Origin of the sequence: Tenacibaculum sp. MEBiC06402, assembly GCF_049239625.1 — a bacterium.
GTDB lineage: Bacteria > Bacteroidota > Bacteroidia > Flavobacteriales > Flavobacteriaceae > Polaribacter.
In genome coordinates this window covers 113742-130194 of sequence record NZ_JBMKKT010000095.1, presented here as the reverse complement: position 1 = coordinate 130194, position 16453 = coordinate 113742, and the positions used below count along the sequence as shown (strand labels likewise).

The window sequence follows — 16453 nt, the reverse complement described above, 5'->3', positions numbered from 1 at the left end:
AATGCATAGCTTTGCACTGTTCAAGTGGAACACCTTTTCAATTTTAGGGTAGTATTTAGTATTTAGTTTTTTGAGTTTTCTCTTCTTACCTTTTTTATTTCATCTTACTTTATTTTTTTAAGTGTTTAATAAACAATTTGACTGCTATATGTTGTTACAAATCAGTAATAATATTTATATCAATTCATAGTAGTTCTCCTTTAACAAAACAATATTTATAATTTAAAATTTAGTAAAGATGCAAGAAGGCACAGTAAAATTTTTCAATGATTCAAAAGGATTTGGATTTATCACATCAGAAACAGGAGAAGATATTTTCGTACATAACTCTGGATTAATTGATGAAATTAGAGAAAACGACAAAGTACAATTCTCAACAGAGCAAGGAAGAAAAGGATTAAATGCTGTTAACGTAGAAGTTTTAGCATAATCCATTCTATAAAATGACAAAGATTATGAACATCGAATCTTTGTCATTTGCATTAACAAACTTTCAAAATAATAACTTAACGTTCGTTATAACAGACAAATCATTTAAGTTATTCCTATTTATTCAAGGTTAAAACAAACAACTTTTTAAGAGTTTTTTTAATCGTTTCTTTATTAAAGTTGAATTTTAGATTACACTTCTTTATCAACTTGAGAAAATAAATACTTATTGTTTAAATATAATCTTTAAGAGCACTTCTCTTAATAATAAAACTGACACTAAAAAGTAATCTAACTTCAGATTTTGGAATTACTTCCAAGCTTTACAAGCTATTGTAAATAACAGTTTTAAAGGTTTTTTAAACAACTCTTATCAAAAATTAATAGACAAGAGAACTATTTTATATTAATTAAAAGACTTAAATATGGCTTCAAAATCGCAAATAACATTTAATAAAAAACAAAAAGAGAAACAAAAGGCGCAAAAAAAGAAAGCGAAAATGGAAAAGAGAGAATTGAAAAAAACAGAAAGCAGTAATGGACTTAAAATAAATTGGTCAATCGCTCCTAAGAACAGAACGTTAACTCCTAATGATAAGGCTTCTAAAGAAGCTCAAAGAATAAGACACATTAATGTTTAGTTGCTACAGTTTAAATTATATTGAACTAACGGACGTTGGTGAACCTTTTAAAACACCCACTTGGAAGAAAAAAATTGTTTCTATAAAAAAACAATGAGCCTCATCATACTAAAAATTATGACGAGGCTTTTCTTTTTCACATTTCTTTCCCCAATAAACTAAAAGTAAGCATAGCAAGAATCGAACTCGCATCTTCAGGGTCGTAACCTAACGTTCTATCCGTTGAACTATATGCTTAAATATTACACTACTTTATCAGCACATGATGAACTTGCAAATGCATGAGGTTTGGCTTTAAACTCAAATCCCATTCCTAAAATATATCCCATAGCATCTTTTAAAGCGACATTTGATTGAAACTTAGCATCTGTATTAATGTCTGCATGTACTTCCAAACCTACATTATGTTTATCTAGAATATTGCAAATTGCATATGCAACTTCCACCGACATTGTTACTTCCTTTAGCATACGTTCTTTAATACCAATTTGCTTAATTCCTTTAAAATTTTTCATAAACATAAAACCTCCTTTTCCTTCTCTCAAAACAACAACTGCTGTTGCATATTCAATGTGAGATTTATAAGCTTGTGAATCTGATCCCACGCATACTTTAAGTTTATATCCTTCACTTAATTCTCTTACAATCGCTTTTTCTACAATTTCTGTAATTGGTTCTTGAAAAATTTTACCACTAAAATTTCTCCAATTCTGATTAACAATTTTCATCTTTTCTTTTCTTAAATTCTCTTTTTCTTGTAGAACAAATAGTCCCGAAATGTCGGGAGAACCTATATCTTCGGTGCTTCAAACCGACGCATTGACCAACTTTGCTATTGTTCCGTTTTTGGGTGATTTCGGGGCTCGAACCCTATTCTTCTCATCCACAATGAGACGTTTTACCAGTTAAACTAAAACCACCATTTGTAAACCTGATAGGATTCGAACCTATACAACAAGAATCAAAATCTTGTATGCTAACCTTTACATCACAGGTTTATTAGTGCAGGAAGAGAGATTCGAACTCTCAATATTCTGATTCTAAATCAGACGCGTATGCCATTTCCGCCATTCCTGCTTTTGTTGAGACATTGGGATTCGAACCCAAGACTCCTGTGTTAAAAGCACAGTACTCTGCCAACTGAGTTATACCTCATTTTAAATGACTCGGGAATTTTCTTTTTCCTGATTAGCCATGATAATTCATAAATCATCCCAAGTCATTAAACACACTCTCCTTTCTAAAATTTGTCTGGGAAGCAGTCCCGAAGCTTCGGGAGAACCTACAACCTCCTGCCTCCAAAGCAGGTAAACAACCAATCGTTATCTTCCCAGTATTGCGGTTCATACGAGAATCGAACTCGTATCTCCCGAGAGACAGTCGGGAAGGTTAACCATTAACCACAATGAACCATTTTGTACTCAACCTTGGATTACTCATCCTTAATTATTTCCTCTTGAAATCGTGAATACTTCGTATTTCGAACCAAGACTTAACACGGCTTAAACTGAACTTCGTTCCTGCTTTCGAAAGAGTATCATTCTCAGCAATCTCTGCCAGTTGGGCTAGTGGAGCTTTTTGTACATCTACTAAGATTCGAACTTAGACTTAGAGATTAGAAAGCTCTAGTGCTATCCATTACACTATAGATGTATTTTGCGGAGAATAAAGGAATCGAACCTTCACCATTATTACATGGACTTAATTAGCAGTTAAGCGTAACAAACCAATATTTACCTATTCTCCAATTTTGTGGAAGTGATAGTCCCGAAACTTCGGGAGAACCTACACGCTTATTAAAGACCAGATTTACAGTCTGGCGAGCCAACCAATTGCTCAACACTTCCTATTGCCAATGAACTTTGAAACAAGGATGAGATTGTTATACTATCTCATTGATTTCCAAATTGGATTTCCATAATTCTCAAATCAATTTGAAATTATTTCAATCATTGAAACAAGGATGAGATTCGAACTCATAAAAAACGGAGTTGCAGTCCGCTGCCTTAACCTTTCAGCCACCTTGTTATTATGCGGAAGAAGTGGTCCCGAAATTTCGGGAGAACCCACACGAGTCGTTAACTCCGAACGGTTTTAACTCGAATAATTCTAGTTTCTTATGGACTCGTTGAATTCATAAACTCATTTCAAAACCGTGGCCACCGCCAATTGGCTTGCTCTTCCTTAATTTTACGTCATAAAAAAAGCATCTCTTTTTAAGGAGATGCTTTTAATTTTATACATATAAACTAATTGTTAGTTTATACCATCGTAATATATCTCCTTTAATAAAATGAATAGTTTATCTCCGCATAACTGAAGATCAAATCCCGGATCACTATATCGGAACTGATTTGTTATATTATGTTTTGAATAATGTTTCATTTTATATCGTTTTTATAAATGTCTTTTTTACTTCGTTTTGACGTTGCAAATATGGAATGTATTTTTCAATTACACAAGAAATATTTTAATTTATTTTATTGATTTTCAATTAGTTATGTTGTTTTTAAACAATAGGTTCCCTATCCGTTTTTCAACGGATTTTAAACACTTTTACAAAGGCCTGTCTCTCAATTGTTTTCAGTTTTTATCGCTTTATGTTATTTCTATTAGTTGAGCATTTTCTTTCTTAAATTTTTTTTCATAAAAAAAGCGTCCAATTCAATTGGACGCTTTCATTTGTATATATTTCTTTTCTAAACTTTATAAATCATACTTAAATATTGAATACATAGCATCCTTTTCGCCATATTCTCGGGCGAAAATCATAAGAACAAAGTCCTAATTGTTTACTATGTATTGCTGTTATATTCATTTTTCAGTTACAAAACTAATTATTTTTTTTGATTTTACTACTTCCTGAAGTAAAGTCTAAATGAAAAGAGGTAAACTAATGAAAGCTTACCTCTTCTATTTATTCAAAAATTATAGAATTAACCTAATCGTTAATCTCTACAATTAAAGTATCATTTATTACAACAGATCCAATACCAACTGGAAAGAACTGTAACTCTATAGTTTCTGTTCCTTCAGTTTGTCCGTCGTTGATTATTGTGATAACATTATTTACTATATGTTCTAAATCAACACTTGCATTGTAACCGTAATAATATCCATCTTGTAATAAGAATGGACTTACATCGAAAATTTTTGGAATGTTAAAACTAAAATCTTCATCTAAAGTAGCCGTTCCACCGATTACTCTAATTCCAATTTGACCAGAAACAACATCAAAAAATTCTTGTCCATCAAATCTTTCTTCAACTAATGCCTCTTGTTCTATGGTAAAAGAAAAAGTATTTCCTTCTTGAACTGAGACAGTCTCTTCCTTTACAATTGCCGCAGATGAGTTTTCTCTAGGGATATCTGGCACACTAACATCTTGATCACATGAAGCTAATGTAAGTCCAACAACTACAGCTAGTAATGATTTTATATTTACTATTTTTTTCATCTTTAATACTTTTTATTAATTAACATCCCAAAAAATCTTAGAAGAGAAAGCATCACTTCTAGTTTGAGATTTAACATTTTGAGAGTTTCCTGAATACTCAGAAGCTGGATATAATAATCTTACTGGAATATTACTATCTGTACTAGCATTTGGTAATGGTAAATTACTAGGGAAACCTGTTCTATTGTACTCAATCCATAACTCAGCCCCAGATACACTTGTTAAAGCAATCCACTTTTGAGTAATAATCGCTCTTAATGGATCTCCTCCATTAAATCCTAAATCCGCATCTGCATCTGTATTTGTAATGTAAGTTGCAGCGTCGGTTGCTCCTAAATAATCAAAAGAAGCTGTAACTCCTTGATCAAACAACATTTTAGCATTTCCAGTTAAATACCCTCTTTGAACAGCTTCAGCTTGTAGAAAATAGCTTTCAGCAGCTAACATAATTGGTAAGTCAGCATCTGCACTTTTTAAAACTCCATCTCCAATAGAAGCCGAATTTCCTGTACCATTTTGCTGAGTTCCTGCAAATGTGTTACTATTTCCTGTGTTAGGCTTCCATAATCTGTTTAATCTTGGATCATTAGAATTGTCTAATAAATTAAATGCAAATTCAGATGGTCCTGTTTGTCTACCTTGTGCAGTAGGAACATTAACTGGTGTAAAACCATAAACTTCCCAAAATGGATTTTGTCTGTCATCAGCGTTAGAATATCCTGGATTCACAGTTACATCTTGAGTAATAAATTGTGCTACATTTAATTCTGCAAATTTAGTAGTAACGTACGTTCCTAATGTAGCATCTGATTGAGCTTTTTCAGTCAAACGAATTAATAACCTTAGTTTGATTGTATTTGCAAAAGCTCTCCATCTACCCATATCACCATTGAAGGTAATGTCATTTATACCAAACTCTTCAGAACCAGCATTGATCATCGCCATTGCTTCGTCTAAAGAATCAATAAGACTCATATAAATATCTTGAGCATCGTCATATTTAGGGAACAAATTATCAGTTCCTTGAAAAGCCTCAGAATAAGGTGCATCTCCGTATAAATCAACGATATATTGAAAATAAAACGCCTTCAAAATTTTTGCTGCCGCTTTTTGATTATTCCAATTCTTATCATCATTATATTTTTCAATAGTAGCGAAGTTAGAAGTGAAACGGTAAATATTATCCCATACATCATCATAAAATGTATTAGAAAATTGGTATCTGCTTTCTAAACCATAGGCATCGTTAAATGCTAAATAGTTACCAGACCAAGCAACACCCATCCAGTTTCCAACTCTATTTAAACGATTAGCATACGTCTGTGCACTTAACGCCTGAGCCCCTACAATTAACTGGTTTGGAGTAAGTTCATCTAAATTTTGATTATCTATACTATCATTTACATCTAAATAATCACTACAAGATACTATGCTTATACAAAGCATTAGCATTGATATTATTTTAAATCTATTCTTCATTTTTATTTTTTTAAAATCCAACATTTACTGAAAGTGTATAGAATCTTGTTGGTGGTGTAATTCCATATCCACCAATACCAAATCTACCCGCAAATTCAGGGTCGTTATAATCTAAGTTTTGAGAAGGTAAGCTTGTCCATAAGTTTCTTCCACTAACTCCAATATTCAACCTTGTTAAACTTAATTTTTCAATAAATTTATTAGGTAAATCATAACTAATAGATACTTCTCTTAATTTAAAAGCAGTTGCATCTGTTATGAAGTTTTCATCGATGTCATTATGATCTCCTGTATAGTAATCATATGCATTGTTATATGGGTGATTTCCTGGTACACCATTCTGTGATAAAACAGTTGTGTTATCAGTACCTGTTCCTTGTACAGTTGAGTTAGGGAAAACGAATGGTAAACGATCATTGTAAGTCGTTTCAATTGTTCTACCTTGACCAGAAAGTTGGTTTTTAATTCCAGAATAGAATACGTGCCCTGTTCTGTAATCAGCAACTGCTGCTATACTAAATCCTTTGTATTTAGCATTTAAAGCAAAATTTAAAATATAATCAGGAGTAGTTTGTCCTAACGTTTTTAAACCTGCAGCAATTTGAGGTGTTCCGTTAGCATCAACCACGACTCTACCTTGATCATCTCTCTCGTAAGCAGTTCCTTGTAAAATCGGAAACTCCTGACCTTCAATAGCATAAGCACCAATAGTTCCAGGACCATTAAAAACCTCAACTCTATCAGATTGATCTGTTACTTTATCAACAGTCGTTCTAAACGAACTATAACCTACTCTACCGCTTAATTCAAAATCTTCTGTCCTAATTGGTGTAAATCCTAAATCTACTTCTAAAGAAGTTGAACTAGTTTCTCCCACGTTAATTAAAGAATTAAAAAATCCTGTAGCTGAAGAACTAGAAATATTTAATATCTGATCAGTGTTTTTTCCGAAAGAAGCAGATGCATCTAATGTTATTCTTGGACCATTAATATTTAAAAACTCCAAGTTTACATTTGCTTCAAAAGAATTGATGAACTCATTTTTAATGTTTTGGTCAACAATTGCTCCTTGTCCAACCAAAGATACTAATCCGGTATCTGGGTAAAAAGTATCATTTACAGCAACTGTAGAAACTTGTTGAGGAGCTAACGCAGTAGCATTTCCTGTTTTTACGAAACTCGCAGAAACTTTTGCCTTATGGAAAAATTTAGTTTTGATTTCTGGGAAAGCCTTAGTAGGTATAAAAGCAACACCTACAGATGGATAAAAGAAGCTTCTGTTTGCTTTTGGTAATACTGAATTCCAGTCATTTCTTCCCGTCATGTTTAAGAATAAGTAATCCTTATATCCTAAATCAATCTGTCCAAAAACACTTATTGTTCTACTTTTAGTATTCTGCTCGAAAATGTCTGGAATAGAAGTAATATTTGATAAATTCCAGAAACCTTCACTTGCTAAATCAAAACCTCCGTTCACTAAACGTGAAAATCTTCTATCCGTAGCGTTCATACCGACGTTAGATTTGAACGTAATATCTTCAGTAAGATTATAATCAAAGTTAACTAATAAATCAGTATAAATGAATCTTTCTGACTTATTATCAATTTGATAGAAAGATCTAATAGATCTATTAGTTCCTACATAATTATCAGTATCTAAATACGAATTTCTTCGAACCTCATCATCATCTTGGATATTTCTAACCGATGAACGCAAAATTGCATTTACATTATCATTAAACTGATACGTAAGTTCACCTGATAAATCAAAAATTCTTCTTGTTCCTAATCTTCTATCATTTTGTAAAGTCCAGTATGGGCTTGTGTCATAAATAGTCCAGTGATCATTATTATCTCCACTATTAAACGCCTCGATAGGAACGTTTCCTGGTGTATTTGATAAACGTTGGTACATGTTTCCTCCGTTAACATCTTCAGTTGACTCCTCAGTGTATCTAGCAATACCTTGAATCGACCACTTATCGATTTGTTTACCAGAAGTTAATGAGAAGTTATGCTTAGACAACTCACTTGTAGGTATAACTCCATCTAACTCTTGGTTTAAATAACTAAAGTTTATAAAACCAGTTTTCATACTTCCTCCAGCAATAGATATCGCATTTTGAAGGTTAAAGCCTGTATCGAAGAAAGGTAAAATATTGTCCTCGATATGCTTGTATTCGAAGTTTCTAAAATTACCATTAGCATCTGGTGTACCTACTGAAATAATTGCGTTGTTGTAAGGAACTCCCCAAGAACCTTGATCAACTGTTTCAATATTACCACCCCAACCTTGACCGAAACGATCTTGTGTTTCAGGTAAAAAAGCAATTTCTTCAACAGTTACAGAAGATTTTAAGTTTACTGAAAATTTATCAGCTCCCTTTACTCCTTTTTTAGTTGTTACAATAATTACACCTGCAGCACCTAATTCACCATATAAAGCAGCTCCATTAGCTCCTTTAATAACGTTCATAGATTCAATAGTGTTAGGATCTAAAGTTGATAATATTTCTGCAGAAGAAACAATATTATCAATTACAATTAATGCTGAGTTATTTCCCGAAATAGATCTGTTACCACGAAGAGTAATTTGCGTATTTGGTGTTAAACCAGCAGAAGTTGTATTAATTTGTAAACCTGAAACTTTACCAGCTAAGGCTTGGACTGCATCGGGGTTACTTGCTTGGTTTAATTCGTCTGCTTTTACAACCTGGTTCGCCGTAGTAATTTCGTCCGGCTTACGTTTAATACCGATTGCAGTTACAACTACTTCATCAAGCACGTTTGAATCTTCAACCATCTGTACATTAATAGTACTATCTGTTGAAACAACTTTTTCTACAGTTTTCATTCCTACGAAGCTAAATACTAAGGTATCACCAGTATTTGCTTTTATAGAATAATTTCCATCAAAATCAGTTTGAACTCCTTTAGATGTTCCTTTGATTACAATACTAACTCCCGGTAGTGGACCACTTGAGTCAGTAACATTACCCTGGATTGTTTTTTCTTGTGCAAAAGATAGTTGCATAAAGAACAACAACAATAGGGTCAAAAATCCTTTTGACTTTTCTTTCATTATGTTTTTCATTTTTAATTGATTCTTAACAAAAGTCATGAATAAAAACTAGTTAAACAACACAATCTTTGAATATTTTTCACTTACAATTAACTATTGAAATGAATTATTAAATTATTGGTAAATTTATTTTAAGAAACATGAATTTTTATCAATTGTAATGAATTGAAAATAAATATACTAAGACGATTTTCTTCAGACTATCATTTACATTCCGTTTTAGCTTCCTGTTTTCTTAAGTATTGTTTCATTCAATTAAACTACGACTTAACTTTTAAGTCATTCACCGAATGAATGATGTATTCTGAAAATATTTAATCTGCTACGCTCCAGATTAGCGTTAACTTTGAAATAAAGTAAAATGGTATTAATCAGGGTTATATATTTACAAAAACTCGGGTTACATATGAAGGTCAAATAAATGATAAAAAGAATATCCCCTAAATTAATTCTTATACTACTAATAGTATTTAACAGTCAATTTTCTTTTACTCAAGAACCGTTAAACTCTTCAGAAAAATTTCATAAAACTTCCGGTGATGTTTTGGTAGGGTTACTTCCTGCATTATCGTTAACTTCAACTTTTATTTGGAAAGACGGTCAAAAAGGAACCTTGCAATTCTCCGAATCTTTGATAAGTACAATTGCTATTACTTGGGGGTTAAAATTATTAATTGATAAAGAACGTCCTAATGGAGAAAGTTTAAATAGTTTTCCATCAGGACATACCTCTGTTTCTTTCGCAAGTGCTGCTTTTATTCAAAGACGATATGGTTGGGAATATGGAGCTCCTGCTTATGTGTTAGCTGGTTATGTAGGATTTTCTCGCATTAAAGCCAAAAAACACGATTCTATAGATGTTATTGCAGGTGCTATTATTGGAACCGGTATGAGTTATATATTTACAAAACCGTTTAATCTTGAAAATAAACTAGCTGTTTCTCCTAGCTTTTTTGATGACACACCTACGTTAAAATTTACATTTAGTTTAGATTAATTTTTCACTTACATCATTTTTGATTGCCCAATTTAGAATCTTTGCTATGTTTTTAGCATCATCTACTCCTCTATGGTGAGTTCCTTCAAGATTGATATTAAGAACTTGCAAAGCTCCTTTCATTCCTACTTTTTTAGGTAAACCTTTTACTTCAGAAAAATATTCTTTGACATTGATATGTTTGTGTGAAAGCGGATATTCAACATTTCTAATTTTGCATTGGTTTTTAATCATTTTTAAATCATAGAAACCGTAACTCGCCCAAACATATTCTTTAGGATTGTACTCTTTTCTAATTATATCACAAGCTTCTTTAAATGAAACTCCGTTTTTATCTAATTGTTCTTGTGTAATTGTAGTAAGCTTTGTACAAAACGAACTCACTTCCGATCGTTCAGGTTGTACTAAAATTCCTTTATTCTTAGAAATTTCACCTGTATCGGTATCTAAAATACAGATACCAAATTCTATAATTTCGCTTACCTGTCCGGATGGAATTTTTCCATCCCAACAAGTAGCTTCTATATCTATAACTATAATTTTATTCTTATTCATTTCTATTTATTTACTGTGAATATGTCTTTCAACTGTTTCACCATATTACCGTTTCCAGAAACTGTAATTTCTCCAATTTTATCAGCAATTTTTTCAACATACTCCATTTCTTTTAACTTAAACAACATTTCGTTGTCTTCCATTAATTTAGCCGTATTTAATAAACTTCTTGTTGAAGCAGTTTCTTCTCTTCTGGTAATAATATTTGCTTGCGCTCTTTTTTGTGCAACTAATACTTGATTCATGATTTCTTTCATGTCTCCAGTTAAAATCACATCTCTAATTCCGCAGTTAATTACCTTGACACCTAATTGACCCGCTTCTTTAGATACTTGATCAAACACAGCAGTTGCAATGTTTTCCTTTTTCTCTAATAACTCATCTAAAGTATAAGTACCAACATAAGTTCTTAATGCTAATTGCATTAATATGTACAATTGCTTTTCGAAGTCTTTATTTTCTAAAAGTGCTTTTTCAATATTTGTAACTTTATACTGAGTAAAAAAGTTAATTCTAATATTTGCTTTGTCTTTTGTTAATAACTCTTGACCTGCGATTTCCATTTGTAACTGTCTTGTATCGGCTTTCGCAATTTTGATTGTAGTATCGTTTCTCCAGAATCTGTAAGTTCCACCTGTTAAGGTTTTCGTATACACATCATTTACTAACAATACTGCTTTTTCATAAGCGGCTACTTCAAATACTCTGATATATTTTGATAATTCGTAATTTCTAAATAATGATTTCTCAATATTTTCTGTGATGTCAATTTTATTTAAATCAACTCTTTTGAATTTTCTGTCAACCAAACCTTTCCAATACACATATCTTCCGGCCTGTAATGTAGTTTTGAAGTTATTATTTTCATAAACCAATACTAACTCATTATCCTCAACTTCAACAAGTTCTAACATATTAGCTAAAACCTCATCTTTTAATAAAATCTCTAATGCTACTGATGTTCTAAATTCTTGAGTTAAATCGTACATAACTACGTTTTGGTTTAAAAACAACCAGTGCTTTCCTTGTGTAATTACTTTTTGATAGTCTCCTCCTTTGAAAACTAATCCTACTTTTCCTGCATTAATTCTTACTCTTTTCATTTTTCTAGTTTTATTTTTTGTTTGGTTTTAGTGAATACTAAAACACTCTTATTTAATTTTTTTATAAAAGCGATATGTCTAAATTCTTTTCAAAGCACGGAAATAAACAATCTAAAAAAAGGCGATAATTCGTTTTTAAAAATGGATTGAAATCTAATCTGACTTCAACTGATTTGTAAAAAGTTATTACTTTCTAGTTTTAGTATTGAAAATCTCAAAGTTCTTGTCAAAGTGTTCATTTAAGAACTCATTCAGAACATACCAACTTTCTTTCCTAACATCAGTTTTACAAGATGATGAGCTTTGGATCGGAGTCGAACCGATTCGCCGTTAGGCTTACCTCAATTACCAGATTATCAGTCTAGCGCGTCTACCATTTCGCCATCCCGAATTTTCGGGAGTGGGATTCGAACCCACGAATTAAAAAATCTATCGTTCTTGCCAACTGAACTACATAAACTATGTTTATGACGGGAATCGAACCCGTGACCTATAGAATGATGATTATTTTTTGGCTAATAATCGAAACCTTCAAATCAAGTTGCATATACAAAAGCGAATACAAATTTTGCACGATTGTACACAATGGTGTTATACAGAAACACGCAACAAGACTCGTTTGATATTTTAAATATTTTAATGAACTTTTTTGTTCCTCTTATCAGATTCGAACTGATACTCCTTAAAAATAAGGCTGACTGGCTCTAAATGCGCTTCCCTACTCTTAAACTTTTAATTTCGGTGCTTCTGCAAATTCTATTCATTAGTATGCAAGTTACTAACAACATCATCCAATCACTCCGTGGCTACGAAACAAAGGTCTTTTACCACAGCTCTTCCTTTTGAGCTAAAGAGGATTTTAATTTGCCTCATCATAATCCATTTGTTATGATGAGGCTTTTTCTTTTTCTACTTTCGCTTTTACAAGCTTTTTTATTCTTCTTTTTCATAATTACACTGCAAATATGTTGTGTTATTGCGCATTGTATTTGCGTAGTGAAAATTATTTATAGTTTTTCTCGTAAATTTTATCTCTACGATCAATTTCCGCAAGCGGACTTCCTTTGAATGTATTGATATTTACAAATCCATTTTCTTCAGTAATTAGAGATTCGGAAGGTTTAACAGCTCCTCTTCGAATGTTCCCATAATCACCGGTTAGCTTTTTCGTAGCTGGATCTACATCTCCCCACAGTTTATCAGGTTTTCCGCTATCAATTGGTTCTACATAATAGGTGATTCCTGTAATCTTAGATTGTACAATAAATCTTCCCGTGTTATCTGTATTCTGTAAAAACCTGTGTAAAACTTCTCTTCTCATAATTATTGATTTTAAAATTATTTCTTCTTTTTCTTTTCTTTTTTACCTTTTTCTTTCTTTTTCTCTTTAGGCATCTTCCCTTTTATACGTTCCTTTTCTTGATCAATCGTATATAAATAGTCATTATTATAAGTAACTCGCTTCGCTTCTTTTAAAGCTTTCAACGCTTTTTTATATGCTCCACATTTTTCTAAATACTGAGATTTCTTTACGTATAAAACTCCTTTGTCTGCACCTTTAATTGTTAATGCAAAATCTATTAATCTCTCCGCCTCTTGATTGTCATCATTCCATAGCAATACATTGATGTAATGTGGATATACATGAAAAGCATTTATATTTTCTGTGATTGCTTCTGCATAATATTCCTTAGCTTTTTCAAAATCATGTAATCGTTCTGCATAAATCCTTCCCATTAAACATAAAGCCATAACATTTTTTTCATCATATGCTAAGGCATAGGTTAACGCCTCGATTGCCTCTTCTAATTCATAAGGATATGCATCCAATGCCTTAAAAATGTAATTATTCGTTAGTGTTTTCATTTTAGTTTAATTCTTTTCGCAAATCACTTTTTAATTGACCGCGTTTTGATTTATAATTTTTCTTTTTCTTCTGAATTTTAAAATCTGTGCCAGTAAATATTTGAACTGGATTACCTCTTTCTAAATTCAAATGATTTTCCCATTCGTCTTGAATATTCTTTTGTAATTGCTGAATATTATAGTTTGCCAACTGTTCTTTTAATCTATTAATCGCTAACTTTTTATTTTGATGCTGCGATCTACTTTCTGAAACTAGTACTTGTACTCCTGTTGGAATATGTTTTGCTCGAACTGCCGAACTCACTTTATTTACATGCTGACCGCCAGGTCCAGAACTACGAATTGCCTGAAACTCTATATCTCTCTCAAAAACTTCTAAAGTCTTCAACTCCTTTAATTCAAAACAACCGATAAACCAATTTTTACGTTTATGGTATTTTCTAAAAGTTGATTTTCCAATCCACTGAATTGTTCCTAACCAATCTTTTAAAAAGAGTGTTAGGTTTTGACCTTTAAGTTGCAATGAAACAGACTGAACTGTTCCGTTCTCAACTCCTTTTTCTTGATGCAGAATCGTATATGATATTCCCTCATTCGAACTATTTTTAATGAACGTTTTTAAAACTTTTGCAACTACCCAAGTACATTCTGCCGGACCACGCCCTGCTGTAAACTGAATTGTTTTTGTTTCCATGTATTAAACTATCCTTCTAAAGGATTTTCTGATAACAATGGATTACCAACTGGATTTTTATGTTCCGATACTAATTGTAATGCTCCTTTTACCGCCCAACATTTATCACTTGAATGAATGTTTGAATAGAAACTCAATAAGGTTTGTGGATCAACCACATTCCAGCCATTCACTTCTATAGTCTTAAGCGATTTTGATTCAAAAAAATCGATGGTAATTCTTACTTCTCTTCCAATATCTAACCATTCTACTTTTTCGTATCGTCTAAAGTTTTCATCACTTTGTAGTTTATCGTATCTCGTCCAAACTTTTTGAAATCCTTCTTCCAATAAAATCTGCATTACGATTCCTACATTCTTCGGATTCACAAAAATGTCTATGTCTTTATGATCATGAGCATGCTTATATTCTTTATGATTCATTTCTGACATAAAATGCCATGCCCATCCTCCAGAAACAATAATCCATTGCTTTAATTTTTCTAATATTTTTAAGCCTAATTCTATTCGGTAATCAGGCCATAATTCTCCGTATCTTTTTGTGTTATGATTTGCTCCCATAGTATTTTGTTTTTGTCATTGCGAGTGAAATGAAGCAACCTGCTTATCTATTTACAGATTACTTCTTCCTTTCACTTTGTTACTCTCATCGTAATGACGATTTATATTTTATAAATAGTTCTCAACTGGACTCGAACTGACATTGCACACAGTTTACTGATAACTGTTCACTGAGATAACTGTTCACTCAAACTACTTATCCATTCTCACGATTTTCGGTGTAAATGTTCCAACGACATCAACTAATTCTTGTTGATTTCCCATTACTTTTTTAATGTTTTTATACGCCATTGGTGCTTCATCAATTCCTCCACCGATTAAACTAACATCATTCATTTTTAATTGATGTTTGATATCGCTTTTTGTAAATTTCTCTTTACACTTTCTTCGAGAATGTTTCCTTCCTGCTCCGTGAGATGCTGATTGTAAACTATCTGAATTACCTTTACCACGAACAATATATCCTGGTGCTGTCATAGATCCAGGAATAATTCCTAAAACTCCTTTTCCTGCTGGTGTTGCTCCTTTTCTATGAACAATTCTTTCTATCCCATCTACTTGTTCTTTCCAAGCAAAATTGTGATGGTTTTCGATCATAGTCAATGGTTTTACACCTAACAACTTGGTAATTCGTTTATGAATATTATCATGACATGCTTTTGCATAATCTCCCGCTAAATTCATAGCCAACCAATACTCTTGTCCGTCGTGCGTATTTAAATCTAACCACGCTAAATGCTGAACATTTTTTGGTAACGGACATTGTTTTGTTGCTAAATAGGTGTAATGCTTTGCTATGTTAGCTCCCAATCCTCTTGATCCGCTATGTGTTAGCAATCCAACATATTCACCAACTGGAACATTGAATTCATTATTCTCATCTACGATATTTACAATTCCAAACTCCACAAAGTGATTTCCACCTCCAGAAGTTCCTAATTGGTTATAGGCCTTTGTTTTTAATCTCTTAACCAAAGGAATCTCTTGAAACTCTTTTCGTTCAAAAATTTCATGATCTTGTTTTTTATCATGGGTTTCATACATTCCAAACTTGGTGTGATCTTTTAAAATATTTTCCATTTGATGCTGCTTCCCTTTTAAATATGAAGCCTTCATTGGAAAAATACTTAATGCCATTCTACAACCAATATCTAATCCTACGCCATAAGGAATTACAGCATTCTCTGTAGCTAAAACACCTCCTATGGGCAAACCGTAACCCGAATGTGCATCTGGCATTAATGCGCCTTGCACTGCTATTGGTAATTTTAATGCATCGTACAATTGATACTTCGCTTGATCGTCAATTTCGTTTTCCCCATAAATTGAAAATGGTGCTCTTGTATTACGTAATTGATGCATTCTCACTTCTACTGGTTTTGTTAAACCTTCTGCAACTTTCCCCCAAATCGCATTCCCTTGATATTTTTCTGGATGAAGCAACACGTCTTTTGCTTCTTCTAAAATGCGATCTTTCTTTTCCTTTTTTCTATATCGGTTAATTTGCCCTAAGGCGATGTTTATGCTATTATTCTTTGGAAATCCTAAATTGATTAGGTCTTTTCCTTTTAATTTTTTTCCCATTATTTC

Annotated in this window: 14 protein-coding genes and 12 tRNA genes; 3 read left to right on the top strand and 23 right to left on the bottom strand. The window is 32.3% G+C overall.

Going from position 1 to position 16453, the window contains the following annotated elements:
- The first annotated feature begins 238 nt into the window (after nucleotides 1–238).
- Together ACOSP6_RS08980 and ACOSP6_RS08975 are read left to right on the top strand one after the other, a co-directional pair.
- Entirely contained in the window at nucleotides 239–430 is a 192-nt protein-coding gene (locus tag ACOSP6_RS08980) for a cold-shock protein (protein ID WP_422095178.1), read from the top strand.
- A gap of 424 nt (nucleotides 431–854) precedes the next feature.
- A complete protein-coding gene (locus tag ACOSP6_RS08975; protein ID WP_422095177.1) occupies nucleotides 855–1070 on the top strand; it encodes a hypothetical protein in 216 nt (71 codons plus the stop codon).
- 165 nt (nucleotides 1071–1235) lie between these two features.
- Here ACOSP6_RS08975 and ACOSP6_RS08970 read toward each other — a convergent pair.
- The 15 genes from ACOSP6_RS08970 to ACOSP6_RS08900 form a co-directional block, all read right to left on the bottom strand.
- Nucleotides 1236–1307 (bottom strand) — tRNA-Arg (locus tag ACOSP6_RS08970).
- Nucleotides 1308–1312: 5 nt separating this feature from the next.
- Nucleotides 1313–1798 (bottom strand): ribonuclease H-like YkuK family protein, encoded by a 486-nt coding sequence (locus ACOSP6_RS08965; protein ID WP_422095176.1) that lies wholly within the window; start codon nucleotides 1796–1798, stop codon nucleotides 1313–1315.
- Nucleotides 1799–1828: 30 nt separating this feature from the next.
- Nucleotides 1829–1912 (bottom strand) — tRNA-Phe (locus ACOSP6_RS08960).
- 6 nt (nucleotides 1913–1918) lie between these two features.
- A tRNA-His gene (locus ACOSP6_RS08955) sits at nucleotides 1919–1991 on the bottom strand.
- Nucleotides 1992–1996: 5 nt separating this feature from the next.
- Nucleotides 1997–2068, bottom strand: a tRNA-Gln gene (locus ACOSP6_RS08950).
- Nucleotides 2069–2073: 5 nt separating this feature from the next.
- Nucleotides 2074–2147: transfer RNA gene (locus ACOSP6_RS08945), tRNA-Leu, on the bottom strand.
- A 5-nt stretch (nucleotides 2148–2152) separates the two neighbouring features.
- Nucleotides 2153–2225: transfer RNA gene (locus ACOSP6_RS08940), tRNA-Lys, on the bottom strand.
- A 184-nt stretch (nucleotides 2226–2409) separates the two neighbouring features.
- Nucleotides 2410–2482 (bottom strand) — tRNA-Asp (locus tag ACOSP6_RS08935).
- 169 nt (nucleotides 2483–2651) lie between these two features.
- Nucleotides 2652–2723: transfer RNA gene (locus ACOSP6_RS08930), tRNA-Arg, on the bottom strand.
- Nucleotides 2724–2729: 6 nt separating this feature from the next.
- Nucleotides 2730–2816, bottom strand: a tRNA-Ser gene (locus tag ACOSP6_RS08925).
- Nucleotides 2817–2823: 7 nt separating this feature from the next.
- Nucleotides 2824–2917, bottom strand: a tRNA-Tyr gene (locus ACOSP6_RS08920).
- A 108-nt stretch (nucleotides 2918–3025) separates the two neighbouring features.
- Nucleotides 3026–3098, bottom strand: a tRNA-Cys gene (locus ACOSP6_RS08915).
- Nucleotides 3099–4011: 913 nt separating this feature from the next.
- Nucleotides 4012–4527: a hypothetical protein gene (locus tag ACOSP6_RS08910; RefSeq protein ID WP_422095175.1), complete on the bottom strand. Its 516-nt coding sequence runs from the start codon at nucleotides 4525–4527 to the stop codon at nucleotides 4012–4014.
- A gap of 15 nt (nucleotides 4528–4542) precedes the next feature.
- Nucleotides 4543–6006 (bottom strand): SusD/RagB family nutrient-binding outer membrane lipoprotein, encoded by a 1464-nt coding sequence (locus ACOSP6_RS08905; protein ID WP_422095174.1) that lies wholly within the window; start codon nucleotides 6004–6006, stop codon nucleotides 4543–4545.
- 10 nt (nucleotides 6007–6016) lie between these two features.
- The gene (locus tag ACOSP6_RS08900; RefSeq protein WP_422095173.1) at nucleotides 6017–9100 is read right to left on the bottom strand and encodes a SusC/RagA family TonB-linked outer membrane protein; all 3084 of its coding nucleotides are present in this window, start codon (nucleotides 9098–9100) and stop codon (nucleotides 6017–6019) included.
- A 409-nt stretch (nucleotides 9101–9509) separates the two neighbouring features.
- Here ACOSP6_RS08900 and ACOSP6_RS08895 point away from each other — a divergent pair, with 409 nt between their 5' ends.
- Entirely contained in the window at nucleotides 9510–10085 is a 576-nt protein-coding gene (locus ACOSP6_RS08895) for a phosphatase PAP2 family protein (protein ID WP_422095172.1), read from the top strand.
- On the opposite strand, the gene ACOSP6_RS08890 is transcribed toward ACOSP6_RS08895, so the two are convergent.
- The 8 genes from ACOSP6_RS08890 to ACOSP6_RS08855 all read right to left on the bottom strand — a co-directional run bounded on the left by ACOSP6_RS08890 (nucleotide 10077) and on the right by ACOSP6_RS08855 (nucleotide 16447).
- Nucleotides 10077–10640 carry an exonuclease domain-containing protein gene (locus ACOSP6_RS08890; protein ID WP_422095171.1) on the bottom strand — a complete coding sequence of 188 codons (564 nt, stop codon included), beginning with the start codon at nucleotides 10638–10640 and terminating at the stop codon, nucleotides 10077–10079. The genes ACOSP6_RS08895 and ACOSP6_RS08890 overlap by 9 nt on opposite strands.
- Nucleotides 10641–10642: 2 nt before the next feature.
- Nucleotides 10643–11743 carry a slipin family protein gene (locus tag ACOSP6_RS08885; protein WP_422095170.1) on the bottom strand — a complete coding sequence of 367 codons (1101 nt, stop codon included), beginning with the start codon at nucleotides 11741–11743 and terminating at the stop codon, nucleotides 10643–10645.
- A 302-nt stretch (nucleotides 11744–12045) separates the two neighbouring features.
- Nucleotides 12046–12126, bottom strand: a tRNA-Ile gene (locus ACOSP6_RS08880).
- A 620-nt stretch (nucleotides 12127–12746) separates the two neighbouring features.
- Nucleotides 12747–13064: a hypothetical protein gene (locus ACOSP6_RS08875; RefSeq protein WP_422095169.1), complete on the bottom strand. Its 318-nt coding sequence runs from the start codon at nucleotides 13062–13064 to the stop codon at nucleotides 12747–12749.
- 17 nt (nucleotides 13065–13081) lie between these two features.
- Nucleotides 13082–13609 (bottom strand): tetratricopeptide repeat protein, encoded by a 528-nt coding sequence (locus ACOSP6_RS08870; protein ID WP_348710246.1) that lies wholly within the window; start codon nucleotides 13607–13609, stop codon nucleotides 13082–13084.
- Nucleotide 13610: 1 nt separating this feature from the next.
- Nucleotides 13611–14303: a peptide chain release factor H gene (gene prfH / locus ACOSP6_RS08865; protein ID WP_422095168.1), complete on the bottom strand. Its 693-nt coding sequence runs from the start codon at nucleotides 14301–14303 to the stop codon at nucleotides 13611–13613.
- 8 nt (nucleotides 14304–14311) lie between these two features.
- Entirely contained in the window at nucleotides 14312–14863 is a 552-nt protein-coding gene (locus ACOSP6_RS08860; RefSeq protein ID WP_422095167.1) for a hypothetical protein, read from the bottom strand.
- A 192-nt stretch (nucleotides 14864–15055) separates the two neighbouring features.
- A complete protein-coding gene (locus ACOSP6_RS08855) occupies nucleotides 15056–16447 on the bottom strand; it encodes an RtcB family protein (protein WP_422095166.1) in 1392 nt (463 codons plus the stop codon).
- Nucleotides 16448–16453 lie beyond the last annotated feature (6 nt).